The 24,884-nt window shown below is 72.3% G+C and carries 20 protein-coding genes, 1 other RNA gene and 2 pseudogenes; 18 read left to right on the top strand and 5 right to left on the bottom strand.

What is annotated here, in order from left to right:
• The first annotated feature begins 250 nt into the window (after nucleotides 1–250).
• Nucleotides 251–1,498, top strand: coding sequence for a serine/threonine-protein kinase (locus OG245_RS13450; RefSeq protein WP_371623750.1), 1,248 nt, complete (start codon nucleotides 251–253; stop codon nucleotides 1,496–1,498).
• Nucleotides 1,499–1,612: 114 nt separating this feature from the next.
• Nucleotides 1,613–2,719, top strand: coding sequence for a peptide chain release factor 2 (gene prfB, locus OG245_RS13445; protein ID WP_217228945.1), 1,107 nt, complete (start codon nucleotides 1,613–1,615; stop codon nucleotides 2,717–2,719).
• A gap of 126 nt (nucleotides 2,720–2,845) precedes the next feature.
• Here the strand turns inward: prfB and OG245_RS13440 are convergent, their stop codons facing one another.
• Nucleotides 2,846–3,799 carry an IS481 family transposase gene (locus OG245_RS13440; protein WP_371623749.1) on the bottom strand — a complete coding sequence of 318 codons (954 nt, stop codon included), beginning with the start codon at nucleotides 3,797–3,799 and terminating at the stop codon, nucleotides 2,846–2,848.
• A 328-nt stretch (nucleotides 3,800–4,127) separates the two neighbouring features.
• On the opposite strand from OG245_RS13440, the gene OG245_RS13435 reads away from it, so the two are divergent.
• A complete protein-coding gene (locus OG245_RS13435) occupies nucleotides 4,128–5,141 on the top strand; it encodes an LPXTG cell wall anchor domain-containing protein (RefSeq protein WP_371623748.1) in 1,014 nt (337 codons plus the stop codon).
• Nucleotides 5,142–5,360: 219 nt separating this feature from the next.
• Here OG245_RS13435 and OG245_RS13430 read toward each other — a convergent pair whose 3' ends face one another.
• The gene (locus OG245_RS13430) at nucleotides 5,361–5,561 is read right to left on the bottom strand and encodes a hypothetical protein (protein WP_003968786.1); all 201 of its coding nucleotides are present in this window, start codon (nucleotides 5,559–5,561) and stop codon (nucleotides 5,361–5,363) included.
• Between the two features lie 259 nt (nucleotides 5,562–5,820).
• Between OG245_RS13430 and ftsE the strand changes: the two genes are divergently transcribed.
• The 5 genes from ftsE (at nucleotide 5,821) to ssrA (ending at nucleotide 9,755) form a co-directional block, all read left to right on the top strand.
• Nucleotides 5,821–6,510, top strand: a complete 690-nt coding sequence (gene ftsE, locus OG245_RS13425; protein ID WP_003968787.1) for a cell division ATP-binding protein FtsE — start codon at nucleotides 5,821–5,823, stop codon at nucleotides 6,508–6,510.
• Nucleotides 6,511–6,564: 54 nt separating this feature from the next.
• Nucleotides 6,565–7,485 (top strand): permease-like cell division protein FtsX, encoded by a 921-nt coding sequence (ftsX, locus tag OG245_RS13420; protein WP_371623747.1) that lies wholly within the window; start codon nucleotides 6,565–6,567, stop codon nucleotides 7,483–7,485.
• 68 nt (nucleotides 7,486–7,553) lie between these two features.
• On the top strand, nucleotides 7,554–8,741 hold the full coding sequence (locus OG245_RS13415) for a S41 family peptidase (protein WP_371623746.1): 1,188 nt from the start codon (nucleotides 7,554–7,556) through the stop codon (nucleotides 8,739–8,741).
• Nucleotides 8,742–8,759: 18 nt separating this feature from the next.
• Entirely contained in the window at nucleotides 8,760–9,248 is a 489-nt protein-coding gene (smpB, locus tag OG245_RS13410) for an SsrA-binding protein SmpB (RefSeq protein WP_030802453.1), read from the top strand.
• A gap of 119 nt (nucleotides 9,249–9,367) precedes the next feature.
• Nucleotides 9,368–9,755: a transfer-messenger RNA gene (gene ssrA, locus OG245_RS13405) on the top strand.
• Between the two features lie 69 nt (nucleotides 9,756–9,824).
• Here the strand turns inward: ssrA and OG245_RS13400 are convergent.
• Nucleotides 9,825–9,980: pseudogene (locus OG245_RS13400) on the bottom strand (hypothetical protein); the annotation flags it as partial.
• A 5-nt stretch (nucleotides 9,981–9,985) separates the two neighbouring features.
• Between OG245_RS13400 and OG245_RS13395 the strand changes: the two are divergent.
• Nucleotides 9,986–10,756, top strand: a pseudogene (locus OG245_RS13395) (ABC transporter ATP-binding protein); the annotation flags it as partial.
• Here the strand turns inward: OG245_RS13395 and OG245_RS13390 are convergent.
• Nucleotides 10,707–12,170 carry an MFS transporter gene (locus OG245_RS13390; RefSeq protein ID WP_371623745.1) on the bottom strand — a complete coding sequence of 488 codons (1,464 nt, stop codon included), beginning with the start codon at nucleotides 12,168–12,170 and terminating at the stop codon, nucleotides 10,707–10,709. The pseudogene OG245_RS13395 and the gene OG245_RS13390 sit on opposite strands and share 50 nt — an antisense overlap.
• A gap of 102 nt (nucleotides 12,171–12,272) precedes the next feature.
• Here OG245_RS13390 and OG245_RS13385 point away from each other — a divergent pair, with 102 nt between their 5' ends.
• The 7 genes from OG245_RS13385 (at nucleotide 12,273) to OG245_RS13355 (ending at nucleotide 20,953) form a co-directional block, all read left to right on the top strand.
• Complete coding sequence (locus OG245_RS13385; protein WP_371623744.1) at nucleotides 12,273–13,244, top strand: LysR family transcriptional regulator; 972 nt, start codon at nucleotides 12,273–12,275, stop codon at nucleotides 13,242–13,244.
• Between the two features lie 160 nt (nucleotides 13,245–13,404).
• Nucleotides 13,405–14,094: a hypothetical protein gene (locus OG245_RS13380; RefSeq protein WP_371623743.1), complete on the top strand. Its 690-nt coding sequence runs from the start codon at nucleotides 13,405–13,407 to the stop codon at nucleotides 14,092–14,094.
• 2 nt (nucleotides 14,095–14,096) lie between these two features.
• Nucleotides 14,097–16,325 (top strand): glycosyltransferase, encoded by a 2,229-nt coding sequence (locus OG245_RS13375; protein WP_371623742.1) that lies wholly within the window; start codon nucleotides 14,097–14,099, stop codon nucleotides 16,323–16,325.
• Nucleotides 16,322–17,491, top strand: coding sequence for an acyltransferase family protein (locus OG245_RS13370; RefSeq protein ID WP_371623741.1), 1,170 nt, complete (start codon nucleotides 16,322–16,324; stop codon nucleotides 17,489–17,491). Before OG245_RS13375 ends, OG245_RS13370 begins: the two co-directional genes overlap by 4 nt.
• A gap of 156 nt (nucleotides 17,492–17,647) precedes the next feature.
• Entirely contained in the window at nucleotides 17,648–18,979 is a 1,332-nt protein-coding gene (locus tag OG245_RS13365; protein WP_371623740.1) for a nitrate/nitrite transporter, read from the top strand.
• 173 nt (nucleotides 18,980–19,152) lie between these two features.
• On the top strand, nucleotides 19,153–20,295 hold the full coding sequence (locus OG245_RS13360) for a uroporphyrinogen-III synthase (protein WP_371623739.1): 1,143 nt from the start codon (nucleotides 19,153–19,155) through the stop codon (nucleotides 20,293–20,295).
• 94 nt (nucleotides 20,296–20,389) lie between these two features.
• Nucleotides 20,390–20,953, top strand: a complete 564-nt coding sequence (locus OG245_RS13355; RefSeq protein WP_371623738.1) for a GNAT family N-acetyltransferase — start codon at nucleotides 20,390–20,392, stop codon at nucleotides 20,951–20,953.
• Here OG245_RS13355 and OG245_RS13350 read toward each other — a convergent pair.
• Nucleotides 20,886–21,530 (bottom strand): GNAT family N-acetyltransferase, encoded by a 645-nt coding sequence (locus tag OG245_RS13350; RefSeq protein WP_371627877.1) that lies wholly within the window; start codon nucleotides 21,528–21,530, stop codon nucleotides 20,886–20,888. The two genes, OG245_RS13355 and OG245_RS13350, sit on opposite strands and share 68 nt — an antisense overlap.
• A gap of 145 nt (nucleotides 21,531–21,675) precedes the next feature.
• On the opposite strand from OG245_RS13350, the gene OG245_RS13345 reads away from it, so the two are divergent.
• Both OG245_RS13345 and OG245_RS13340 read left to right on the top strand, forming a co-directional pair.
• Nucleotides 21,676–22,326: an ABATE domain-containing protein gene (locus OG245_RS13345; RefSeq protein ID WP_371623737.1), complete on the top strand. Its 651-nt coding sequence runs from the start codon at nucleotides 21,676–21,678 to the stop codon at nucleotides 22,324–22,326.
• A 111-nt stretch (nucleotides 22,327–22,437) separates the two neighbouring features.
• Nucleotides 22,438–24,819 carry a UvrD-helicase domain-containing protein gene (locus OG245_RS13340; RefSeq protein ID WP_371623736.1) on the top strand — a complete coding sequence of 794 codons (2,382 nt, stop codon included), beginning with the start codon at nucleotides 22,438–22,440 and terminating at the stop codon, nucleotides 24,817–24,819.
• Nucleotides 24,820–24,884: the final 65 nt, after the last annotated feature.

Below are 24,884 nucleotides of genomic sequence, written 5' to 3'. Positions count from 1 at the left end.
GCCGCCCGACCCGCGACGGTCGGGCGGTGCTCGCCGGGCACGGTCGGGCGGACCCGACCCGCACCGGCCGGGCCGGCCCGACCTCTGCCGGCCGGGCGGGTCCGACCCGTAACTCTGTCCCTTTGTCGACTTCCCAGGGCCTATTTGGCCCCGAGAAGTGAAGGTCGGCGCCATCCAGGGCGCGTGACACCCCGGACGCCGCGTAGCTTTGTCGATCGGGGGTCCACCGCCAGCCGCTGAGGGAGCAGTCTTGGCACGGAATATCGGCAGCCGGTACACGGCCCACCAGATCCTGGGGCGCGGCAGCGCCGGCACGGTATGGCTCGGCGAAGGGCCCGAGGGCCCGGTCGCCATCAAGCTGCTCCGTGAGGACCTCGCGTCCGACCAGGAGCTCGTGGGCCGCTTCGTGCAGGAGCGCACCGCCCTGCTCGGGCTCGACCACCCGCACGTGGTCGCCGTCCGGGACCTCGTCGTGGACGGCAACGACCTGGCCCTGGTCATGACACTCGTGCGCGGCACCGACCTGCGCACCCGCCTGGACCGCGAACGCCGTCTCGCCCCCGAGGCCGCCGTCGCGATCATCGCGGACGTCGCCGACGGGCTCGCCGCCGCGCACAAGGCCCAGATCGTCCACCGGGACGTCAAGCCGGAGAACATCCTGCTCGACATGGAGGGCCCGCTCGGCCCCGGCGGCGCGCACCCGGCCCTGCTCACCGACTTCGGCGTCGCCAAGCTGATCGACACCCCGCGCCGCACCAAGGCCACGAAGATCATCGGTACGCCGGACTACCTGGCCCCCGAGATCGTCGAAGGCCTCCCGCCGCGCGCCGCCGTCGACATCTACGCCCTGGCGACCGTGCTCTACGAGCTGCTCGCCGGATTCACGCCCTTCGGCGGCGGCCACCCCGGCGCGGTCCTGCGCCGCCACGTCACCGAGACCGTCGTCCCGCTCCCCGGCATCCCCGAGGAGCTCTGGCAGCTCCTGGTCCAGTGCCTGGCCAAGGCGCCCGCCTCCCGGCTGCGCGCCTCGGAGCTCGCCGTACGGCTGCGCGACCTGCTGCCCCTGCTGGCGGGGATACCGCCGCTGGAAGTGGACGAGCCGGGCCCGGAGGAGAACGACCAGCAGCCCGCCGCCTACGACGAGCAGCAGTACACCCCGGCCGCCGAGGAGCCCCGCCGTCGCGGCGCGGTCCCGCTGGTGCCAGGCTCCGCTCCCGACTCCAACCGGGACACCCACACGAGCATGCGCGTCCCCGCGCCGGACGAGCTGGCGGGCGGCCCCCTCGGGACGGCCCGCGCGCCCCGCGCCCCGGGCAGGCCCCGGCCCGGCTCGGCCCGCAACAAGGCGGCGGCCGTCCGCAAGCGCCGCATCACCCTCGGTGTCGCCGCCCTCGCCCTCTGCGCGGCCGTCGTGGTCGGCGGCCTGCTGGCCGGCGGCGACGGCGACGGGGGCCCGGCGCCCCAGGACAGCGAGAACTCGGCCCCGGCGACCCCGTAAGGACACGTCGGACGCCCCCTGGCAGAGCCTCCGGGAGCCCTCGCCCCGGTCGGGACCCGCAACCGGTTTCCGGGCGAGGGCAAGCTTCATCCGCCCAGCCGTTACGCTGGACCCGTGGCAGTCGTCGATATTTCCGAAGAGCTGAAGTCCCTCTCCTCGACCATGGGGTCGATCGAGGCCGTCCTGGACCTGGATGCGCTGAGGGCGGACATCGCCGCGCTCGAGGAGCAGGCTGCGGCGCCGTCCCTGTGGGACGACCCGGAGGCGGCCCAGAAGATCACCAGCAAGCTTTCCCACCTCCAGGCCGAGGTCCGCAAGGCGGAGACCCTGCGCGGCCGCATCGACGACCTCGAAGTCCTCTTCGAGCTCGCCGCGGACGAGGGCGACGCCGACGCCCAGGCGGAGGCCGAGGCCGAGCTGGAGTCGGTGCGGAAGGCGCTGGACGAGATGGAGGTCCGCACGCTCCTCTCCGGCGAATACGACGCGCGCGAGGCCCTGGTGACCATCCGGGCCGAGGCGGGCGGCGTGGACGCCGCCGACTTCGCCGAGAAGCTCCAGCGCATGTACATCCGCTGGGCGGAGCGGCACAACTACAAGACCGAGGTCTACGAGACCGCGTACGCGGAAGAGGCCGGCATCAAGTCGACCACCTTCGCCGTCCAGGTCCCGTACGCCTACGGCACGCTCTCCGTCGAGCAGGGCACCCACCGCCTGGTCCGCATCTCGCCCTTCGACAACCAGGGCCGCCGTCAGACGTCCTTCGCGGGCGTCGAGGTGCTCCCGGTCGTCGAGCAGACCGACCACATCGAGATCGACGAGTCCGAGCTGCGCGTGGACGTGTACCGCTCCTCGGGCCCCGGCGGACAGGGCGTCAACACCACGGACTCCGCGGTCCGGCTGACCCACCTGCCCACCGGCATCGTCGTCTCCTGCCAGAACGAGCGCTCGCAGATCCAGAACAAGGCGTCCGCGATGAACGTCCTCCAGGCGAAGCTCCTTGAGCGCCGCCGCCAGGAGGAGCAGGCGAAGATGAACGCGCTCAAGGGCGACGGCGGCAACTCCTGGGGCAACCAGATGCGTTCGTACGTCCTGCACCCGTACCAGATGGTCAAGGACCTGCGTACGGAGTTCGAGATGGGCAACCCCGAAGCGGTCTTCAACGGCGAGATCGACGGTTTCGTCGAAGCGGGCATCCGCTGGCGCAAGCAGAGCGAGAAGTAGCCTCGGCGGTACGGAGGTCGGGCCCGGACAGGCGACTGTCCGGGCCTTCACGCGTTGCGGAGGACCTGTGCCCGATGCGTCACAGTCCGGCTTCCGAATAGCCGTCATGAACCCCCATACCGGTGCCTAGTTGTATTGCCCAGTGAGGTTGGGGACGCGGCTGGCGGGTGGTTTGCCTGCGAGTGCGGTGTGTCCGCGGTGGTGATTGTAGGTGTGCAGCCAGGCAGGGTAGGCGTCGCGTCGTTCCTGTTCTGACCGGTAGGCGCGGGCGTAGGCCCACTCGTCCAGGAGCGTGCGGTTGAGGCGTTCGACCTTGCCGTTGGTCTGGGGCCGGTAGGGCCGGGTTCGCTTGTGGGTGATCCCGGCCGCCGCCAGCACATCGCGCCAGGCGTGGGACTTGTAGCAGGCGCCGTTATCGGTCAGGACCCGCTCGACGGTGATCCCGACGCTGGTGAAGTAGGCGTGTGCACGTGTCCAGAAGGCGGTGGCGGTCTCCTTCTTCTCGTCGGCGTGGATCTCGCTGTAGGCGAGGCGGGAGTGGTCGTCGACGGCGGTGTGGATGTAGCTGTAGCCGGCGTTCTTGCGATTCTTGCGGCCGGCCTGGCGGCCGAGGGTCTTGTGGCCGCCGCCGTCGGGGATGTTTCCCAGCTTCTTGATGTCGACGTGGACGAGTTCGCCGGGCCGGTCGCGTTCGTAGCGGCGTATGACGGTCCCGGTGACCCGGTCGAGGTGTGCGAGGCGGGCCAGGCCGAAGCGGGTCAGCACGCGATGGACGGTGGAGGCGGGCAGGTTCAGCAGGCCCGCGATGCGAGCCGGCCCCCAGCGGCGGGTAATGCGGACCTTGATGATCCGGCGTTCGGTGCGGGTCGGGGTGCGGCGGGGGCTGCGGTGCGGACGGCAGGAACGGTCGCTCATGCCGGCCTGGCCCATGGCCCGGTAGCGGGCGGCCCACCGCTGGGCAGTGGTGGGCGAGACCTGGAAGCGTTCGGCGGCCCGGCGCAGAGGCCAGCCGTCCTCGACCACGCAGCGGGCCAGACGCAGGCGTCCGGTCTCGGTCAAGGGTGCATTACGGTGGGGCATGAGGGCCTTCTGATCGTTTGGTGGAGATGTCGCAATCCACACCGAACCCGGAAGGTCCTCACCCGTTCAAGACCCCTCAGCCGAGACCTGCCTCACCCGTCCACAACCTCCCTGGACAGAACACCTAGTGCACGGAACGGCCTTGACGTAGTCCTTAACTCTGGCCAGGGTGCTAGAGCAGCATGCGTATATCTGGGACGGCTGTGAACCGGGGGGCTGGCGGGGTGACCACGACACGACGTGGCCTTGCCGAGAGCGATTCCCCGCAGGGCCGCGACCCGCATATGGCTGCTCCACTGACGAGATCGGCTACTGGGGGTAGCAACACATGACGAAGAAGACGCGTATGCGCGTCGCGCGGATCGCCGCTGGTGCGGTCATCGCCGCGGGTGCCTCGCTGACCGCGGCCGGTGCCGCGCAGGCGATCGGCATCGGCGTCGACACCGGCGTCGCCGACGTCGAGGTCCAGACGGGCGTGCTGGAGGGCGCCACCGAGGGTGGTGACCCGGGCGGCGTCGACGCGGGCGCCGACGGCGGTGCTGCCGAGGGCGCTGTCGAGGGTGGCAACCAGGGCGGCGTCGAGGGCGCTGTCGAGGGTGGCAACCAGGGCGGCGTCGAGGGCGCTGTCGAGGGTGGCAACCAGGGCGGCGTCGAGGGCGCTGTCGAGGGTGGCAACCAGGGCGGCGTCGAGGGCGCTGTCGAGGGTGGCAACCAGGGCGGCGTCGAGGGCGCCGTTGAGGGTGGCAACCAGGGCGGCGTCGAGGGCGCCGTTGAGGGTGGCAACCAGGGCGGCGTCGAGGGCGCTGTCGAGGGTGGCAACCAGGGCGGCGTCGAGGGCGCCGTTGAGGGTGGCAACCAGGGCGGCACCAGCAACAACGGTGGCACCAGCAACAACGGTGGCACCAGCAACAACGGTGGCACCAGCAACAACGGTGGCACCAGCAACAACGGTGGCACCAGCAACAACGGTGGCACCAGCAACAACGGTGGCACCAGCACCTCCGGTGGCACCAGCACCTCCGGTGGCACCAGCACCTCCGGCGGCTCCACCGATGGTGGCTCGACGACCGGCGGCGGTTCTGCGACCGGCGGCGATTCCACCACCGGTGGCGACGACGCCGGCTGCACCGTGGACCTCGACGGCGCCGAGTGCACCGACAATACGGACACCGACAGCGTCGGCAACAAGCCGGTCGAGCAGAGCAAGGGCAAGGAAGAGCTCGCCGAGACCGGTGCGGCCGAGACGACCTTCCTGGTCATCGGCGCCGCGACGATGATCGCGGGCGGCATCGGCTTCCGCATCCTGCCGCGCCTCGTCGGCGGCGGTCGCACGGTCGCCTAGGGCGTGTTTCGCCCCAGGTCCGCGGCGGACCCTGCCGGCGCGTAGAGGGCGCGGGTCGGGCCCGTACACGGCACGGCACGGCATGAGGAAGGGCCCGGGAGGCTTACGACGCCTCCTGGGCCCTTCTGCGCGTCCGAACCGCTCAGGCGGCCGTACGCATACGTCTGTCGGCCCCGAAGGGGCGATGAGCGGCGGCACCGGAGGCCGCTGCGGGCCTGATCAGGCCGCTTGGTGCGCCAGCAGCGCGAGCGCGGTGAGCAGCACCACCATCAGGGCGATCAGCATGGCCGGGCTCATTCCGGCGAGCGGGCCCTGGCCCTGCTCCTCCAGCATCTGCTGCCGCACGGCACGGCAGACACGGCAGCGGCCCTCGCTGACGGGGGACGCGCAGTTCGCGCACACCAGTCGGTCATAGGTCATGCGCATTCCTCCTCCCGCGCGGCGGAGCCGCTTGCTGCTTCCACTCCGCACAACGCTCACGGCAACGCAACCGTTCCCCCTACCACTGTGCCAGCTCGCGGCGATTTCGGCGCGGCCCGCCGGACAAGGTCCGGCACGACCCGTTTCGTTCCAGGTGCGGATCCGCCATAAAACGCCCATTGCCGGACGCCGCCTGCACGCGTGAGCCCGGTTCGCGTATGGTCACGCTCACCTACTCCCGGCCGACCGTGGTGCATCCGTGATCCGATTCGACAACGTCTCCAAGACCTACCCGAAGCAGACCCGACCGGCTCTGCGCGATGTCTCGTTGGACATCGAGAAGGGTGAGTTCGTCTTCCTGGTGGGGTCCTCCGGCTCCGGCAAGTCGACCTTCATGCGACTGATCCTGCGCGAGGAGCGCGCCAGCACGGGCATGGTCCACGTGCTCGGCAAGGATCTCGCGCGGCTGTCCAACTGGAAGGTGCCGCAGATGCGCCGCCAGCTGGGGACGGTCTTCCAGGACTTCCGCCTGCTGCCCAACAAGACGGTCGCGGAGAACGTGGCCTTCGCCCAGGAGGTCATCGGCAAGCCCCGCGGCGAGATCCGCAAGGCCGTGCCCCAGGTCCTCGACCTCGTCGGCCTCGGCGGCAAGGAGGAGCGGATGCCCGGTGAGCTCTCCGGTGGTGAGCAGCAGCGCGTGGCCATCGCCCGTGCCTTCGTGAACCGCCCCATGCTGCTGATCGCGGACGAGCCGACCGGCAACCTCGACCCGCAGACCTCGGTGGGCATCATGAAGCTGCTGGACCGGATCAACCGGACCGGCACCACCGTGATCATGGCGACCCACGACCAGAACATCGTCGACCAGATGCGCAAGCGCGTCATCGAGCTCGAGCAGGGCCGTCTCGTACGCGACCAGGCACGCGGCGTCTACGGCTACCAGCACTGACCGAAGGGCTCCGGCCCTTCGTGCATTTCGAGCATCGAGTACTGAAAGGACGCCATGCGCGCCCAGTTCGTCCTGTCGGAGATCGGCGTCGGTCTTCGCCGCAACCTCACGATGACCTTCGCGGTCGTGGTCTCCGTCGCCCTCTCGCTCGCCCTGTTCGGCGGTGCGCTGCTGATGCGCGAGCAGGTCAGCACGATGAAGGACTACTGGTACGACAAGGTCAACGTCTCGATCTTCCTCTGCAACAAGAACGACGCCAAGGACATGCCCAAGTGTGCCAAGGGGGCTGTCACCAAGGAGCAGAAGGACCAGATCAAGTCCGACCTGGAGAAGATGGACGCCGTCGAGAAGCCGGTCCACTTCGAGACGGTCGACGAGGCGTACAAGCACTACCAGGAGCAGTTCGGCGACTCCCCGATGGCGGGCAACATCACGCCCGACCAGATGCAGGAGTCCTTCCGGGTCAAACTCAAGGACCCGCAGAAGTACAAGGTCGTCGCGACGGCCTTCGCCGGGCGGGACGGGGTGCAGTCCGTCCAGGACCAACGGTCCATCCTGGACAACCTCTTCGAGCTGATGAACGGCATGAACGTCGTCGCGATCTACGTGATGATCCTGATGCTGGTCATCGCGCTGATCCTGATCGTCAACACCGTGCGCGTCTCCGCGTTCAGCCGGAGACGTGAGACGGGCATCATGCGCCTGGTCGGGGCCTCCGGCTTCTACATCCAGGCCCCCTTCATCATGGAGGCGGCCGTCGCCGGCCTGATCGGCGGCGTGCTGGCCTGCGCCATGCTGCTCGGCGGACGGTACTTCCTGATCGACGGCGGCCTCGCGCTCCAGGAGAAGCTGAACCTGATCAACTTCATCGGCTGGGACGCGGTCCTCACCAAGCTCCCGCTGGTGCTCGCGATCGGCCTGCTGATGCCCGCCGTCGCCGCTCTGTTCGCGCTGCGCAAGTACCTGAAGGTGTGACATGTGCCCCCTGGGGCGCACGGGTGATCGCCCGTGCGCCCCAGGGGGCCTGTCCTAGACTCGGCGTCATGTCGGGTTGTTCGCACCGCTTCCGGCCCCGCGGCCTCTGCCGCGGGGCGGCCCTGACCTTGGTCTTCGGGTGTGCTCTCGCCACCGCCGCCGCGACCGGTTCGCTGCCGCGGGAACCCGGCCCCGGGGCCGGGCCGCAGACCCGTGCCGTCTCCTCCACCGTCGCCCCGGTCGACCGCGACGAGATCGAGGACGCCGCCGCCGAGGCCGAGGCGGACGGGAAGTCCGCGAAGGACGCCGCGGAGGAAGTGGTCAGCCGGAGCGGGGACCGCTGGGGCGCGGTCTACGACCAGCGGGAGTACGAGGAGTTCGAGCAGGCGCTGGACGGCTCCTACACCGGCGTCGGGCTCTCCGCCCGGCGCACGGCCCACGGCGACGTCACCGTGTCCCGCGTGCAGGCCGGGGGCCCCGCCGACCGGGCCGGCATCCGCGCCGGCGACGTGCTGCGCACCCTGGACGGCCGCGCGGTCGGCAAGCGTCCCGTCGCTGAGGTCGTCGCGTTGCTGCGCGGCGACGGTACGGGCGCGGCCGCGGGCAGCCCGGTGGAGCTGGGCCTGGTCCGGGAGGGCCGGAGCTGGACGGAGACCCTTCGGCGGGCCCGGCTGACCGCCGAGGCGGTCACCGTGCGGCGGCTGGGGGCGGAGCCGTCGTCGGCGGTCCTGGTCAAGGTCGCGGCCTTCACCAAGGGCGCCGGGGCCGAAGTCCGGGAAGCGGTCCGCGGGGCTCCCGACGGCGCGGGGATACTGCTCGACCTGCGCGCCAACTCCGGCGGGCTCGTCACCGAGGCCGTCGTCGCCGCCTCCGCCTTCCTGGACGGCGGCCTGGTCGCCACCTACGACGTGCGCGGGGAGCAGCAGGCCCTGTACGCCGAGCCGGGCGGTGACACGGACCGGCCGGTCGTCGTCCTGGTCGACGGCGGCACGATGAGCGCCGCCGAGCTGCTGACCGGTGCGCTCCAGGACCGGGGCCGCGCGGTCACCGTCGGCTCGCCCACCTTCGGCAAGGGCTCCGTGCAGATGCCCAGCGAGCTGCCGGGAGGTTCGGTGGCCGAGCTGACCGTCGGCCACTACCGCACGCCGGGCGGCCGGAACGTCGACGGCCGGGGCATCACACCCGACCTCGTGGTGGGGGAGAGGGCCCAGCAGCGGGCCGAGACGGTATTGAGTGGCCTCGGGGGTGGGTCGTAGTGCGAAAATGACCGCACTATGGCGAAGGAAAAAGACACCGGGCGCAAGATGATCGCGCAGAACAAGAAGGCGCGGCACGACTACACGATCCTCGACACCTACGAGTGCGGCCTCGTCCTCATGGGTACGGAGGTCAAGTCCCTGCGCATGGGACGGGCCTCCCTGGTCGACGGCTTCGTCCAGATCGACGACCACGAGGCCTGGCTCCACAACATCCACGTACCCGAGTACGTCCAGGGCACCTGGACCAACCACGCGGCCAAGCGGAAGCGCAAGCTGCTGCTGCACCGGGCCGAGATCGACAAGCTGGAGTCGAAGTCGCAGGAGACGGGCCACACGATCGTGCCGCTCGCGCTGTACTTCAAGGACGGCCGGGTCAAGGTCGAGATCGCGCTCGCGAAGGGCAAGAAGGAGTACGACAAGCGGCAGACGCTCCGCGAGAAGCAGGACACGCGGGAGACGAACCGCGCCATCTCGGCGGCCCGCCGGCGGCAGCGCAGCGCCTGAGCGGGGCCTGTCCGGGCGGGGCCGGCGGCCGGGCAGGAATACGGTGGCATCGTCCGGCGTTGGTCACGTACGATGGGCCGTGCACCTCAGCGAAGGTGCGCGTTTTGAAAAATCAACATGGGGATGATCGGTTTCGACAGCGGATGTCGAAGCAGGGGAAGCGAGTCGAGGAAGCGGCAATGATCTCGTAAACCATATGTCGCAAACAATAATCGCCAATTCCAAGCGCGATTCCTCCGCCTTCGCCCTCGCTGCCTAATTAGCAGCTAAGCGAAGACTCTGCGGAGTGTCAGCCCGGGGGTGATCCCGACCCGGATCCTGGCATCAACTAGGGATCTAAACTTCTCGGCCCGGCCACGGGGCCGAGAAGGAAATCAAACAGTGGCTGGGCCTGTCGGAGGCTTGTTCGCGTGACCTCCGGGGCCGAGAAAAGCGCAGCGAACTGCACTCGGAGAAGCCCTGGTTCCGCACCGTTGGACGCGGGTTCGATTCCCGCCATCTCCACCACCCCATGTAAGCCTCCGCCCCGCGAGTCCACTCGCGGGGCGGAGGCTTTTTCCGTGTCCGACGGCCCTGTCACCGCGCGTGGTTCCACGCCTCCCAGAGCCGGGCGTACGGGCCTTCGGCCGCCGCGAGTTCCGTGTGCGTACCGGATGCGACGATCCGTCCGGCGTCCATGACCACGATCCGGTCGGCGCGGGCGGCCTGGCTCAGGCGGTGGGCGATGACCACGCCCGTACGGCCCGCGAGGGCGGCCGCCGAACCTCTCCGTGGAGATCCCGGACGGTTCCTTCACCGTGATCGTCGGCCCGAACGCCTGCGGCAAGTCGACGCTCCTGCGCGGCCTGTCGAAGCTGCTGCGCCCCAGCACCGGTCAGGTGATCCTGGACGGCCGGGCGATCACCTCGTACAAGTCCAGGGAAGTGGCCCGCAGGCTGGGGCTCCTGCCGCAGACCTCGCTCGCCCCCGACGGCATCACCGTCGCCGACCTGATCGCGCGCGGCCGTCATCCGCACCAGAAGCTGATCAAGCAGTGGTCGAGGGAGGACGAGGAGGCGGTCGTCCGGGCGATGGAGGAGACCAGCGTCGCCGAACTCTCCGGGTGGCCGGTCGACGAGCTGTCCGGCGGGCAGCGCCAGCGGGTCTGGGTGGCGATGGTGCTGGCCCAGGAGACCCCGCTGCTGCTGCTCGACGAACCGACGACCTTCCTCGACATCGCCCACCAGATCGAGCTGCTGGAGCTGTTCCAGCGGCTCAACCGGGAGGGCCGCACGCTCGTCGCCGTCCTGCACGACCTGAACCAGGCCGCCCGCTACGGCACCCACGTCATCGCGATGAAGGACGGGGCCGTCGTCGCGGAGGGGCCGCCCGCCGACCTGATCACCGAGGAGCTGGTCGAGGACGTCTTCGCGCTGCCCTGCCGGGTCATCGAGGACCCGGTCTCGCACAGCCCCCTCGTCATCCCGCTCGGCTCGCTCGCCGCACCGCCGTCCCCGCGCCCGCGATGACCAGGGCGAGCGCCGCCGCGGACATCGGGGCCGCGTAGCCGGTGACCGTGCCCGCGTGCTCCACCAGCCAGCCGCCGGCCGCCGCCCCGGCCGCGATCCCGCCGAGCAGCGCGGTCACCGCGAGCGTCATGCCCTCGTTCAACTGCTCCGGGCGCGTGGACCGCTGGACCAGCGTCATGCCCGTGACCATGGTCGGCGCCGTGGCCGCCCCCGCCACCAGCAGGCAGAGCGCCAGGACCGGCAGCGGGGCGGAGCCGGTGGCGGCCAGCAGCGGCAGGGACATCAGCGCCGTCATCCCGGCCAGGCACAGCAGCAGCCTGAGGCGGACGTTCCGGGCGGGCCGCAGCGAACCGTAGACCAGGCCCGCCACGCACGACCCGGCCGCCTGGAGCGCCAGGATCGCGCCCCCGGCATGCGCGATGGAGACCACCTCCATCGCCCCGAACACCGCCCCCGTCGCGAGGAAGACCGCCAGCAGCGCGGGCATCCCCGGCGTCCGCAGGGGCGACGCCACGGTCCTCGTACGGGGGGTGACGGGCGGTTCCGTGGCGCGCTGGGCGGCGAAGACCAGGACGCCGCTCATCAGGAGCACCGCCCCCACCAGCGTGCCCGCCTCCGGGAACAGCGCCCCGCAGAGCGTCGCGGCCAGCACCGGGCCCAGCATGAAGCACAGCTCGTCGGCGGCCTGTTCGAAGGAGTTCGCGGTGTGCAGGGCCGCCGGGTCGCCCCGGTGCAGATGCGCCCAGCGGGCCCGCGACATCCCGCCGGTGTTCGGGGTCGTCGCGGTCGCGGCGTACGCGGCGAACAGCGTCCAGGCCGGGGCCCCGTAGCGCACGCAGAGAACCAGGGCCAGCGAGCCCAGCACGGCGAGCGCGGTGGCGGGCACCGCGATCCGCGCCTGCCCGTAGCGGTCCACGAGCCGGGCGGTGAAGGGCGCGACGACCGCGGTGGCGGCCAGCCCGGTCGCGGTGACGGCCCCGGCCAGGGCGTACGACCCCCGGGATCCGGCGATCATGATGACCGCGCTGACGCTGAACATCCCCATCGGCAGCCGGGCGATCAGGTTGCCCGCGGTGAACGCCCGGGCCCCGGGGGTCGCCAGCAGCCGGAGGTACGGGTTCGCCGACCGCCGTCGCCCGGCGCCCCCGGCGCTCCACGGACGGCCCGGACCGGAGCCCCCGGGCGCGGGGCGCGGGGCCGCGACCAACTGGCCGCCGGAGACGGCGAGCAGGGGAGTGCGCGGCGGCGCGGCGGCCCGCTCCGGGCGGGCGGCCGGGGCGGGCCGGGCGGGCCGGGGCGCGACGGTCCGGCGGGACGGGGCCGCCCGGGGAGCGGACTCCGGCCGCGGGCCGGTCTCCGGCCGGGAAGCGGAATCAGGGCAGACGGCGGCGGCGGGGGATATCGGTGTCGGCATCCGACCAGGCTGGCCGTGCCCCGCCGCCCCGGTCCAACACCTTCTTCGCCCCGATTGACGCGTCCGTGTTGTGAATGACGCCCCGCGCGGTAGATTCGCGAGGTGCCCCCAGCCGACACCGACCCCCGTCTCCTGCGTGCCTTCCTCGCCGTCGCCGACGAACTGCACTTCACCCGGGCCGCCGCCCGCCTCTTCGTCGCGCAGCAGGCGCTGAGCCGGGACATCCGGCGGCTGGAGCGGGAGCTGGGGGCCGAGCTGTTCGCCCGTACGACCCGGCAGGTCGCCCTCACCGCGGACGGCGAACGCCTGCTCCCGTACGCCCGCCGGGTGCTCGACGCGCACGCCGAACTGGCCGGGGCCTTCAGCGGTGCGCCCGCCCGGCCGCTGCTCGTCGACCTGAACAGCGACGGCGCGACCGCCGCCCGGGTGCTGGCGCGCGCCCGCGAACTGGTGCCGGAGTGCGAGCTGATGGCCCGCTTCGAATCCGGTCTCACCTGGGCCGCCGGCGAGATCCTGGCCGGCCGGCTCGACGCCTCCTTCGGCCGGGCCGCCGGACTGGCCCCCGCGGTGCGCGCGGGACTCTCCGTGCACCCCGTGCGGTACGAGCCGATGGCCCTGATGCTGCCCGCCGCTCATCCCCTCGCCGCGCGGGAGGTCGTCGCCCTGGCCGAGCTGGCCGGGGAGACCGTCTACGCGGGGGCCGGCAACGAGCGGACACGGGAGTGGACGGACCTCGCCGCGCTGCTGTTCGCCGAGTGGGACATCACGATGGCCCCGCCCGTCCCGCTCGCCGTGGGCATGGCCGAATTTCAGCGCATCATGTCGAAGGGCGGACACCCCGTGCTCGCCGTCGACGGCTTCCCGGCGCCGCCCGGAACGGTGCTGCGCCCGCTCGTCGACCCGATTCCGCTTTCGCCGCTGGCGCTGGTCTGGCGCAAGGGTCTGAACCATCCCGGCACGGACGCGTTGCGTAGCGCTACTGACCAGTTGGCCCTTGCCGAAGGGTGGATGGTCCCGCCACCCGGCTCGTGGCTTCCCGAGGGGGATCGGTCACTGATGCGCAACCGTTCCTGATCAACTCCGTTCAGGCGCACTTGGGCGTCAACGTCGTGCGCTACATTCATCGTCCGGGTGCAAGAAGGCCGGGTTCGTGGATGGGTGGGGGCTCAGTCCGACAGTAAAGAACCAGTCAATTTCGTGTGCCTGATTCCGAGTGGGGGATGGGGCTGCACTGGTGGACAATTGGCGCGAAGGTCAGCGGACCTGGCACACGCATGAGCCCAACGACGCGACGATCCAGCTCGACGGGCTGGGCCGTCAACTCGCCGAACTGCCCCGCGAACCCGCCCCGCCGGACGGCTCCGACGGCCCCGTCTTCGTCGACGAGAGCGGCCGCCGCAGCAAGACCTTCCGACGCCTCGGCTGGGTCCTGGCCTCGGTCTGCGTCGCGTACGCCGTGACGCTGGTCCTCGCCGTCCTCGGCGGGAACTCCAGCGCCCCCTTGCTGCCCCTGACCGGGACCGGGGAGAAGGCGAAGGCGGAGCAGGCCGAGGAGGCCCCCGCGCCCGCCGACACCGTGGGCGGCCTGTCCGGCGGTGACGCCCCGGAACCGGGGCCCGGCGCCACGGACACCGCGGCGGCCGAGGAGTCCGGCACACCCGGCGACGCGACCCCGTCGGCCACGTCCGCACAGCTGCCCGCCGGATCGGCCGGCACCTCCTCCGCACCGGTCTCCGCCGACCCGTCCCGTTCCACCGGAACGGGCGGAACGGGCGGTGCCGCGAAACCGGATCCCACGACCTCGACCGCCGAGCCACCGGTCGACCCCACACCGCCGCCCCCCGAGCCCGGGCCGTCCGGCCCGACGACGACCGCTCCCGCCGAGAATCCCGACCAGCCGGTGCAAGAAGAGAGCGCCCCGTAAAGATGAACTCCCCCGCCACGCGGGGCAGGCACGGCAGATCGAGGAAAGCGCCACGCGGCCGGAGCCGGTTCAGGCTCCCCATGCGCTATCTCCTGCCGACGACGTTCCTCGTCGCCCTGCTCGCGATGCTGATGCTGCGCGGATACGTGCACAACGAGATCCTCGCCGACCACCGGGTCCGCGGCGCCGACCGCACCACCCGGGTGCCCGACGACGTCCGCGACGGCGGGCCCGTCATCGACGTCCGTTCCGGCGACGCCGAGACCCTGCGCGTACCCGACCGCCGGATCGTCCTGACCTTCGACGACGGGCCGGACCCGGTGTGGACGCCGAAGGTGCTCGACAAGCTGAAGGAGTACGACGCCCACGGCGTCTTCTTCGTCACCGGCAACATGGCCGCCCGCTACCCCGGCCTGGTCGAGCGGATGGTCGCCGAGGGGCACGAGATCGGGCTGCACACCTTCAACCACCCCGACCTCTCCTACCAGTCCACCGCGCGCATCGACTGGGAGCTGTCGCAGAACCAGCTGGCGCTCGCGGGCGCGGCGGGCATCCGCACCTCGCTCTTCCGGCCGCCCTACTCCTCCTTCTCGTACGCCATGGACAACACGTCCTGGCCGGTCACCGAGTACATCGGCAGCCGCGGCTATCTCACCGTGGTCAACGACACCGACAGCGAGGACTGGAAGCGCCCCGGCGTCCGCGCCATCGTCGAGCGGGCCACGCCGAAGGACGGCAAGGGCGCGATCATCCTCATGCACGACTCCGGCGGCGACCGCTCGCAGACCGTGGCCGCGCTCGACACCCTGCTGCCGGACCTCAAGGAGCGGGGCTACACCTTCACCCGCCTCACCACCGCCCTCGACGCCCCCAGCGCGCACACCCCGGTCACCGGATTCGCGCTGTGGAAGGGCAAGGCGTTCGTCGGCGCCGTCGCCGTGTCCGGGCGGGTCACCGGTGTCCTGGTCGTCGGGCTCGCCGTCATCGGCGTCCTGGTCCTCGCCCGCTTCGGGCTGATGCTGCTGCTCTCGTTCCTGCACGCCCGCAAGGTCCGCCGCAGGGACTTCAGCTGGGGCCCGCCCGTCGCCCGCCCGGTCTCCGTCCTCGTCCCCGCGTACAACGAACGCGCGTGCATCGAGGCGACCGTGCGCTCCCTGGCCGCCAGTGAGCACCCCATCGAGATCATCGTCATCGACGACGGCTCCACGGACGGCACCGCCGACCTCGTCGAGGCCATGCGGCTGCCCCGCGTACGGGTCGTGCGCCAGCGGAACGCGGGCAAACCCGCCGCCCTCAACAACGGCATCCGGCACGCCCGTTACGACATCGTCGTGATGATGGACGGCGACACCGTCTTCGAACCGGCCACGGTCCGCGAGCTGGTCCAGCCCTTCGGCGACCCCCGGGTCGGAGCCGTCGCGGGCAACGCCAAGGTCGGCAACCGCGACTCCCTCATCGGCGCCTGGCAGCACATCGAGTACGTGATGGGCTTCAACCTGGACCGCCGGATGTACGACGTGCTCGGCTGCATGCCCACCATCCCCGGGGCCGTCGGCGCGTTCCGCCGCGAGGCCCTGGACCGGGTCGGCGGGATGAGCGAGGACACCCTCGCCGAGGACACCGACGTCACCATGGCCCTGCACCGGGACGGCTGGCGCGTCGTCTACACGGAGAACGCCCGCGCCTGGACCGAGGCCCCGGAGTCGGTGCAGCAGCTGTGGTCGCAGCGCTACCGGTGGAGCTACGGCACCATGCAGGCCATCTGGAAGCACCGCCGCGCGGTCGTCGAACGCGGGCCCTCGGGCCGCTTCGGCCGGGTCGGTCTGCCGTTCGTCTCCCTCTTCATGGTCCTCGCCCCGCTGCTGGCCCCCCTGATCGACGTGTTCCTGCTGTACGGGCTGGTCTTCGGCCCCACCGGCAAGACCGTCGCCGCGTGGTTCGGCGTCCTGGTCGTCCAGGCGGTGTGCGCCGCGTACGCGTTCCGGCTGGACAAGGAGCGCATGACACACCTGATCTCGCTGCCGCTCCAGCAGATCCTCTACCGCCAGCTCATGTACGTCGTGCTGCTCCAGTCCTGGATCACCGCGCTCACCGGCGGCCGGCTGCGCTGGCAGAAGCTGCGCCGCACGGGCGCGGTGGAGGCCCCCGGCGGCTCGTCCGGCCCGCGCCCGCGGCCCGTCGACGCGGGGTCGGTCAGCGACCGCAGCCCGGACCGGAGGCCCTACGTATGACCGCCCCGCCCCTGCCGAGGACCGTCCCGGACCTCACGGCCCCGCCGCAGCCCGCCCCCGTGAAGCCCGCCCGCGACCGGTACTTCGACCTGCTGCGGGCCCTCGCCCTCTTCCGCGTCGTCCTCTACCACCTGACCGGCTGGGCCTGGCTGCCCATCGTCTTCCCGTCGATCGGCGTCATGTTCGCCCTGGCCGGCACGCTGATGGCACGCTCGCTGGAACGGCCCGCCCTCCAGGTGATCCGGGGCCGGGTCCGCCGGCTCCTGCCGCCGCTGTGGCTGCTCGGCGCGATCGGCGTGACCGGCATGGTCGCCCAGGGCTGGGGCCCGGACGCCGAGGGCCATCCGGGCTGGTGGTGGCAGCACCTCCTGTACTGGGTGCTGCCGCTCAGCGATCCGCCGTACGCGTACGACGTGGCGGGCGTCGACGGCTTCATCGGCGCGAGCTGGCCCGAGGAGCTGGCCGGGCCGCTCTGGTACATCCGCGCCTACCTGTGGTTCGTCCTGCTCTCCCCGCCGATCCTGCGGGGCCTGCGCAGGCTGCCGTGGCCGACGCTGCTCGCGCCGCTCGTGCTGGCCGTCGTCATGCGCCTGGAGCTGTTCTCCACCACCGACCGCCTCGACTCCGCGATCACCGACTTCTCCACCTTCGGCGCCTGCTGGGTCCTCGGCATGGCCCACCAGGAAGGCGTCCTGAAACGGCTGCCCGCCTACGTCGTGCCGTCGATCGCCCCGCTCTTCGCGGGCGCGGGACTGTGGTGGGCGAGCCACGAGGGCTTCCGCAGCGGTTTCGACCTGGACTCCATCCCGCTCGCCCAGGCCCTGTGGTCCTTCGGCTGCGTCCTGCTCCTGCTGCACCTCAGCCCCGCCTGGACCGTGTGGCCGAAGCGGCTGCGCCCCTTCGCCCGGCCCATCACCCTGCTCAACTCGCGGGCGGTGACCGTCTACCTCTGGCACAACGTCTGCATCCTCACCGCCGCCACGCTCTACGACCGGCTCTGGTCCGTCGACGCCCTCAGCGAGCACGTGCCCTGGCTGCTGGAGAGCTGGGTGCCCGTGCTGCTGATCACCTGGGCCCTCATCGCGCTCTGCGTCCTCGCCTTCGGCTGGGCCGAGGACGCCGCCGCCAGGCGCCGGCCGCAGCTCTGGCCGGACGGCAGGCGGTAGCGGACACCGCATCTCACCGGATCGGGAACGTCCCGGTGAGAGCAAGGTTGCGCACCGGTCACCTCACGGCACCACGCCGAAACGCGCGCTCCCTAGCGTCGGGACGACACCCCGATGCGACGGGGACACCACCCCGACCCCCTGTGGAGGCGCGTGATGGCAGGCCGTTGGATCGAGACCTGGGAGCCGGAGGACGAGACGTTCTGGCAGGAGGAGGGCGAACGCGTCGCCCGCCGCAACCTGTGGTTCTCCGTGCTCTCCGAGCACATCGGATTCTCCGTCTGGACCCTCTGGTCGGTGATGGTCCTGTTCATGGGACCGGAGTACGGCATCGACCCGGCCGGGAAGTTCTTCCTCATCTCGACCGCGACCCTGGTCGGCGCGCTGGTGCGGGTGCCGTACACCTTCGCCGTCGCCCGCTTCGGCGGCCGCAACTGGACGGTCTTCAGCGCGGTGGGCCTGCTCGTCCCGACCCTGGCCGCGTTCTGGGTGATGGAGCCCGGGACCTCCTACGCCACCTTCGTCGCGGTCGCGGCGCTCACCGGGATCGGCGGCGGCAACTTCGCCTCGTCGATGACCAACATCAACGCCTTCTTCCCGCTGCGCGAGAAGGGCTGGGCGCTCGGCCTGAACGCGGGCGGCGGCAACATCGGCGTCCCCGTCGTCCAGCTCGTCGGCCTGCTCGTCATCGGCACGCTCGGGGCCTCGCACCCCCGGATCGTCCTCGGGGTGTACCTCCCGCTGATCGTCCTCGCCGCCGTCTGCGCCGTCCTGTACATGGACAACCTCCGGCCCGTGAAGAACGACACCGGGGCCGCGCTGGAAGCCGTCCGCGACCCGCACACCTGGATCATGGCGGTCCTCTACATCGGCACCTTCGGCTCGTTCATCGGCTACAGCTTCGCCTTCGGCCTGGTGCTCCAGACCCAGTTCGGCCGGACCCCGCTCCAGGCCGCCTCGCTCACCTTCGTCGGCCCGCTGCTGGGCTCCCTGATCCGGCCCGTCGGAGGCCGGCTCGCCGACCGCTACGGCGGCGCGCGCATCACCCTGGCCACCTTCGCCGCGATGGCCGCCGCCACCGGCGTCGTCATCCAGGCCTCGGGGAACGCCTCGCTGCCCGTCTTCCTCACCGGCTTCACCGCCCTGTTCGTCCTGACGGGCCTCGGCAACGGATCGACGTACAAGATGATCCCCGGCATCTTCCACGCCAAGGCCCTCGCCCGGGGGCTCGACGCGGAGGCCGCGGCCGCCCGCGGACGGCGGCTCTCCGGCGCCGCCATGGGCCTCATCGGGGCCGTCGGCGCGCTCGGCGGCCTGGCCATCAACCTCGCCTTCCGCCAGTCCTTCCAAGCCTCCGGCACCGGAACCGCGGCGTTCTGGTCCTTCCTCGCCTTCTACGGGGTGTGCTCCACCCTCACCTGGGCGGTATACCTTCGCCGCCCGGCGCCCGCGCCCACCCGGGGCCGGCTCGGCTACGCGGAGGTGTAGGACCTGTCGGGCCCGTCGCCCGGAGCGCGCACGGGACGACGGGACGACATCCTGACGTCGTACGACGTAACGGCCGGGAAATACGGGGGAACCGAGCCTGTCACGCATCGTTGACAGTCTCGGGCCTCCGTACATCGCGTACCAGCGGGAACCACAGGAGCCGGGAACACGCCATGCAGGACGACGACACAACGCCCGGCCCCCTCGCGGGCTTCACCGTCGGGGTGACCGCGGCCCGCCGCGCCGAGGAGCTCGCCACCCTCCTCAAACGCCGCGGAGCCGCCGTCCTGCACGCCCCCGCCCTGCGGATCGTGCAGCTCGCCGACGACAGCGAACTCCTCGCCGCCACCCAGCAGCTGATCGGCCACGCCCCCGACGTGGCGGTCGCCACCACCGCGATCGGTTTCCGCGGCTGGATCGAGGCGGCCGACGGCTGGGGCGTCGGCGACGCCCTGCTGAAGACGCTGAGGGGGGTCGAACTCCTCGCCCGGGGCCCCAAGGTCAAGGGCGCCGTCCGGGCCGCCGGGCTGACCGAGGCCTGGTCGCCCGGGTCCGAATCGATGGCCGAGGTCCTCGACCGGCTCCTCGCCGAAGGCGTCGCCGGACGCCGGATCGCCCTCCAGCTGCACGGCGAACCGCTGCCCGGCTTCGTCGAGTCCCTGACCGCCGCGGGCGCCGACGTCGTCGTCGTCCCCGTCTACCGCTGGATGCCCCCGCAGGACCTCGCCCCGCTCGACCGGATGCTCGACGTCACGGCCGCCCGGGGCCTGGACGCGATCACCTTCACCAGCGCCCCCGCCGCCGCCTCGTTCCTGGGCCGCGCCGAGACGCGCGGACTGCTCCCGGAGATCCTCGGCGCCCTGCGCGACGACGTGCTGGTCGCCTGCGTCGGACCGGTCACCGCCCTCCCGCTCCAGGCCCGGGGCATCGACACCCTCCAGCCGGAACGCTTCCGGCTCGGCCCCCTCGTCCAGCTGATGTGCGCCCGGCTCCCCCTCACCGCCCGCGTCCTGCCCGTCGCCGGCCACCGGGTCGAGATCCGGGGCCACGCCGTCCTCGTCGACGGCGAGCTGCGCGCGGTGCCGCCCGCGGGCATGGCCCTCCTGCACGCGCTGGCCCGCCGCCCCGGCTGGGTGGTGGCCCGCGCCGACCTGCTGCGGGTCCTGCCCGGCAGCGGCACCGACGAGCACGCGGTGGAGACCGCGATGGCCCGGCTGCGCACGGCGCTGGGCGCGCCCCGGCTGATCCAGACGGTCGTCAAACGCGGCTACCGGCTGGCGCTGGACCCGTCGGCGGACACGAAGTACGACCGCTGAGGGACGGCCGCCGAGGAGATCCGGAACGCCGCCCGTACGCCCGCCGAGGTGCCCGGAGCGTCATCGGCGGCGGGGCAGCGCTTAGCGTGACCGGATGACCGATCACCTCCACCGGATCGCCCCGGACGTCACCTTCCGCCCCGTCGCGATCACCGACGCGCCCGTCTTCGCCGCGGCCCTCACCCGCAACCGCGCGTACATGCGCCGCTGGGAACCCGTACGCCCCGACGCCTTCTACACCGTCGAGGGCCAGGCCGCCCGGCTCACCGCCCTGCTGGCCGACCGGGACGCGGGGCGGGCCATGCCCTGGGTGCTCGCGGACGACGACGGCCGGGTGGTCGGCGCCTTCACGCTCTCCGGCATCGAGCGGGGCCCCTACCGCAACGCCCGCCTCGGCTACTGGGTCGACGCGGACCGCGCCGGACGCGGTCTCGCCACCGCCGCCGTCGGCGCGGTCTGCGCCGCCGCCCGCGACCGGCTGGGCCTGCACCGCGTCGAGGCGGCGACCGTCACCGACAACGGCTCCTCCCAACGGGTGCTCGCCAAGGCCGGGTTCGAGCGGATCGGCACCGCGCCCGGCTATCTGCACATCAACGGCCGCTGGCGCGACCACCACCTGTTCCAGCGGCTTCTGCACGACGACCCGCCGGCCGGCTGAGCGCCGCCGGGGGATCCTCGCGCACATGCACGTGCCCGTCCAGCGGATAGGCGGGCGGCAGTGCCGGGATCACCCGCGCCAGCGCGTAACCGCACTTCTCCGCCACCCGGCACGAGGCCTCGTTGTCCACCTGGTGAAGCAACTCCAGCCTGGTCAGGCCCTGTTCGGTGAACTCCGTGAACGCCCACTCGGTCAGCGCCGTCAGGGCCCGTGACGCCACGCCCCGGCCGCGCGCCGCCGACGTTGTCCAATAGCCCACCTCCGCGCGGCCGTCGCCCGGTTCGGGCCGCTTCAGCACGACGTTGCCGAGCGGTTCGCCGTCCCGCCCGCCGTCCTGCCGGGCGCCGGGCACGGCCTCCGTCACGGCGAAGGCGAAGCGGGTGCCCGTCGCCCACCCCCTGCGCTGCGCCTCCAGCCAGGCGACCGCCCCGTCCGCTCCGGAGACCTGGGTGGCGAGCCACCGTCGCATCGCGGGATCCTCGTACGCCTCCAGCAGCGCGGACAGGTCCTCCTCGTGCCACCGGCGCAGCCGCAGCCCGCCGGGGCCGTGCACGACGCTCCCGTCGCGGTGGTCCATGGGCGTCTCCCCCTCGTGATCCATGGCCGCCACGGTACGGGGGCGGGTCCCGCACGGGGGCGGCGGCAGGGGTTCCGGCCGGGCTCCGGCAGGAGCACTCTGGGGGGTGGCCGTTCGACCGGTGACCCAAGGTGGTGACAGGAGCATGGCAGCGGGCAGGGGTGCGCGGACATGGCGGTTCGACACGGGCCGGATCTGCCTCGATCTGGTGGCCACGGAGCCCGCGGGCGGGGCGCCGGGGACCTGCGAACAGCTCGACGGACCCGTGCGCCTGGCCCGGTGGCTCGCCGACGCCCGGCTCGTCCCGCCGGGCACCGCGCTGACGGGGCTGGACGACACCTGGGTGACCGGCTTCCGCGAACTGCGCTCCGCCGTGAGCTGCCTGATGGCGACCCAGCTCGGCGGACCCGAGGCCGACGGGGCGCTGGAGCGGGTCAACGCCCTCGCGTCCGGGGCGCCCCCGGGGCCCCGCGCGGTGCGCGGCGCGGACGGCGGCCTGGTGCGGACCCTGAGCGCCGTGCCCGACTGCGCGGCGCTCCTCGCCGTCGTCGCCCGGGACGCCGTGGACCTGCTCACCGACCCGGCCGCGCGGGCGGCCCTGCGCCGCTGCCAGGGCGAGGACTGCCACCGGCTCTACCTGGACACCTCGCGCGGCGGGCGGCGCCGCTGGTGCTCCGGCGAGGTCTGCGGCAACCGCGAACGGGTCGCCCGGCACCGGCGCAGGACCCTGCGGGCGGCCGACGGGCGCGGTCCGGGCAGGGAAAGGGGGGAGGCGGCCCCGGCCGGCGGCGGGTGAACCGGGCCCCGCCGGGCGCGACGCGCGATCGCTCCCGGTCGACAGGTGCGCTCGGGCCCTCCTTCGCTATAGGGTTGACGGCTGCCCAGTGCTGTTAAGAAGGGGGCCTCGGTGGCCGCGCAGGATGCCGCTGTCGAATCGCTGCGGGACCGGGAAATCGGTGTCGAGCAGGAGCATCTCGACCGTGTTTATCACCGCCTCGAAGAGAAGATCCACGAGGCGGAATTTCTCATGAACGACGCCGTCAAGCGCGGCCAGGTCGGTACCCCCGGCGCGCTCGCGGAGCGGGACGCCCAGGTGTTCCGGGCGGGGATCCACCTCAACCGGCTGAACAGCGAGTTCGAGGACTTCCTCTTCGGGAGGATCGACCTGCTGCTCGGCAAGGACGGGGAGCGCGGCCCGGACGGCGCGTACACCTCCGTCGAGCCGGCCGACGACACCGTACGGGAGGACGCCACCGCCGATATCGCGGAGACGCTCCACATCGGCCGGATCGGGGTCCTGGACTCCGACTACGCGCCGCTGGTGATCGACTGGCGGGCCCCGGCGGCCGCCCCGTTCTACCGCTCCACCCCGAAGGAGCCGGGCCGCGTCGTACGCCGCCGGGTCATCCGCTCCAAGGGCCGCAAGGTCCTCGGGGTCGAGGACGACCTGATGCGCCCGGAGCTGACGGCGTTCCTGGACGGCGAGAAGCTGCCGGTGATCGGGGACGGCGCGCTGATGGCGGCGCTCGGCCAGGCCCGCAGCCACACCATGCGGGACATCGTCTCCTCCATCCAGGCCGAACAGGACCTGGTCATCCGGGCCCCCGCCGCCTCCGTCACCGAGGTCACCGGCGGCCCCGGCACCGGCAAGACCGCGGTCGCCCTGCACCGGGCGGCGTACCTGCTCTACCAGGACCGGCGGCGGTACGCGGGCGGCATCCTGGTCGTCTCGCCCACCCCGCTCCTGGTCGCGTACACCGAAGGGGTGCTGCCCTCGCTCGGCGAGGAGGGCCAGGTCGCGATCCGCGCGGTCGGCTCGCTGTCGGACGACGCGGCGGGCCTCCAGGGCGCCACGACGTACGACGAACCGGCGGTGGCCCGGATCAAGGGCTCCTCCCGGATGCTCCACGTGCTGCGCAAGGCCGCCCGGGGCGCGCTGGAACGGGGCCGGTCCGCGGCGCCGCGCGAGGAGGCGGGCCAGCTCGCCTTCGGCGAGGAGCCCGAGCAGGGCGCCGCGGCCACGACCCCCGACCGGCTGCGCGTCGTCGCCTTCGGGGCCCGGGTCGAGCTGGAGGCCGACGAGCTCCAGCGCGTCCGGCACAACGCGCTGAGCGGCACCGCCCCGGTCAACCTGCTGCGGCCCCGCGCCCGCAAGCTGCTGCTGGACGCCCTGTGGAGCAAGTCCTCCGGACGGGGCAGGTACACCGACCCCCAGCTGGTGGCGGAGCTGCGCTCGTCGTTCGACGAGGACGTCTCCACCGAGACCCCGTTCCTGGAGTTCCTCGACGCCTGGTGGCCCGAGCTGACGCCGCGCCGGGTGCTGGCCGCGATGGCCGACGAGCGGCGGCTCGGCCGCTGGTCCCGGCGCATCCTCAACCAGGGCGAGGCGCGCCGGCTGGCCCGGTCGCTGAAGCGCCTCGACGCCGACGGCGAAGGGCCTCTCTCCGTCCACGACGTGGCGCTCCTGGACGAGCTCCAGGCGCTGCTGGGCACCCCGAACCGGCCCAGGCGCAAGCGGGAGGCCGATCCGCTGGACCAGCTCACCGGTCTGGAGGAGCTGATGCCGCAGCGCGAGGAGACCCAGTGGGAGCGGGCCGAGCGGCTCGCGGCGGAGCGCACCGAGTACGCGCACGTCATCGTCGACGAGGCCCAGGACCTCACGCCGATGCAGTGGCGCATGGTCGGCCGCCGGGGCCGGCACGCCACCTGGACGATCGTCGGCGACCCGGCCCAGTCCTCCTGGTCCGACCCGGACGAGGCGGGCGCCGCCCGGGACGAGGCGCTCGGCTCCCGGCCGCGCCGCCGCTTCACCCTCACCGTGAACTACCGCAACCCGGCGGAGATCGCGGAGCTGGCCGCTAAGGTGCTGGCGCTGGCGATGCCCGGGATGGAGTCCCCGGCCGCGGTCCGCTCGACCGGGGTGGTGCCCCGCTTCGAGCCGGTACGCGAGGGGGACCTGGCCGCCACGGTCCGCGAGGAGGCCGCGCGGCTGCTCGCGGAGGTGGACGGCACGGTCGGCGTGGTCGTCGCGATGAACCGGCGCGCCCAGGCCCGCGAGTGGCTCGCGGAGCTGGGGGAGCGGGTGGTGGCGCTGGGCAGCCTGGAGGCCAAGGGGCTGGAGTACGACGCCACGGTGGTCGTCTCGCCCGCGGAGATCGCGGACGAGTCCCCGGCCGGTCTGCGGGTGCTGTACGTGGCGCTGACCCGGGCGACGCAGCAGCTCACGGTGGTCTCGGGGGAGCGGGACATGCCGGACGAGGGCGGGGTGCCGGACCTGCTGAGGGACTGACGCCGAAGAGGCCCGGAGAGTCAACCCGGCGCACGGGAATCACTTCTCGGGGGTCTTTGTTACCT

The organism is Streptomyces sp. NBC_01116, assembly GCF_041435495.1.
Taxonomy (GTDB): domain Bacteria; phylum Actinomycetota; class Actinomycetes; order Streptomycetales; family Streptomycetaceae; genus Streptomyces.
The sequence above is the reverse complement of the archived record's forward strand: the minus strand, read 5'-3'. Positions and strand labels throughout refer to the sequence as shown.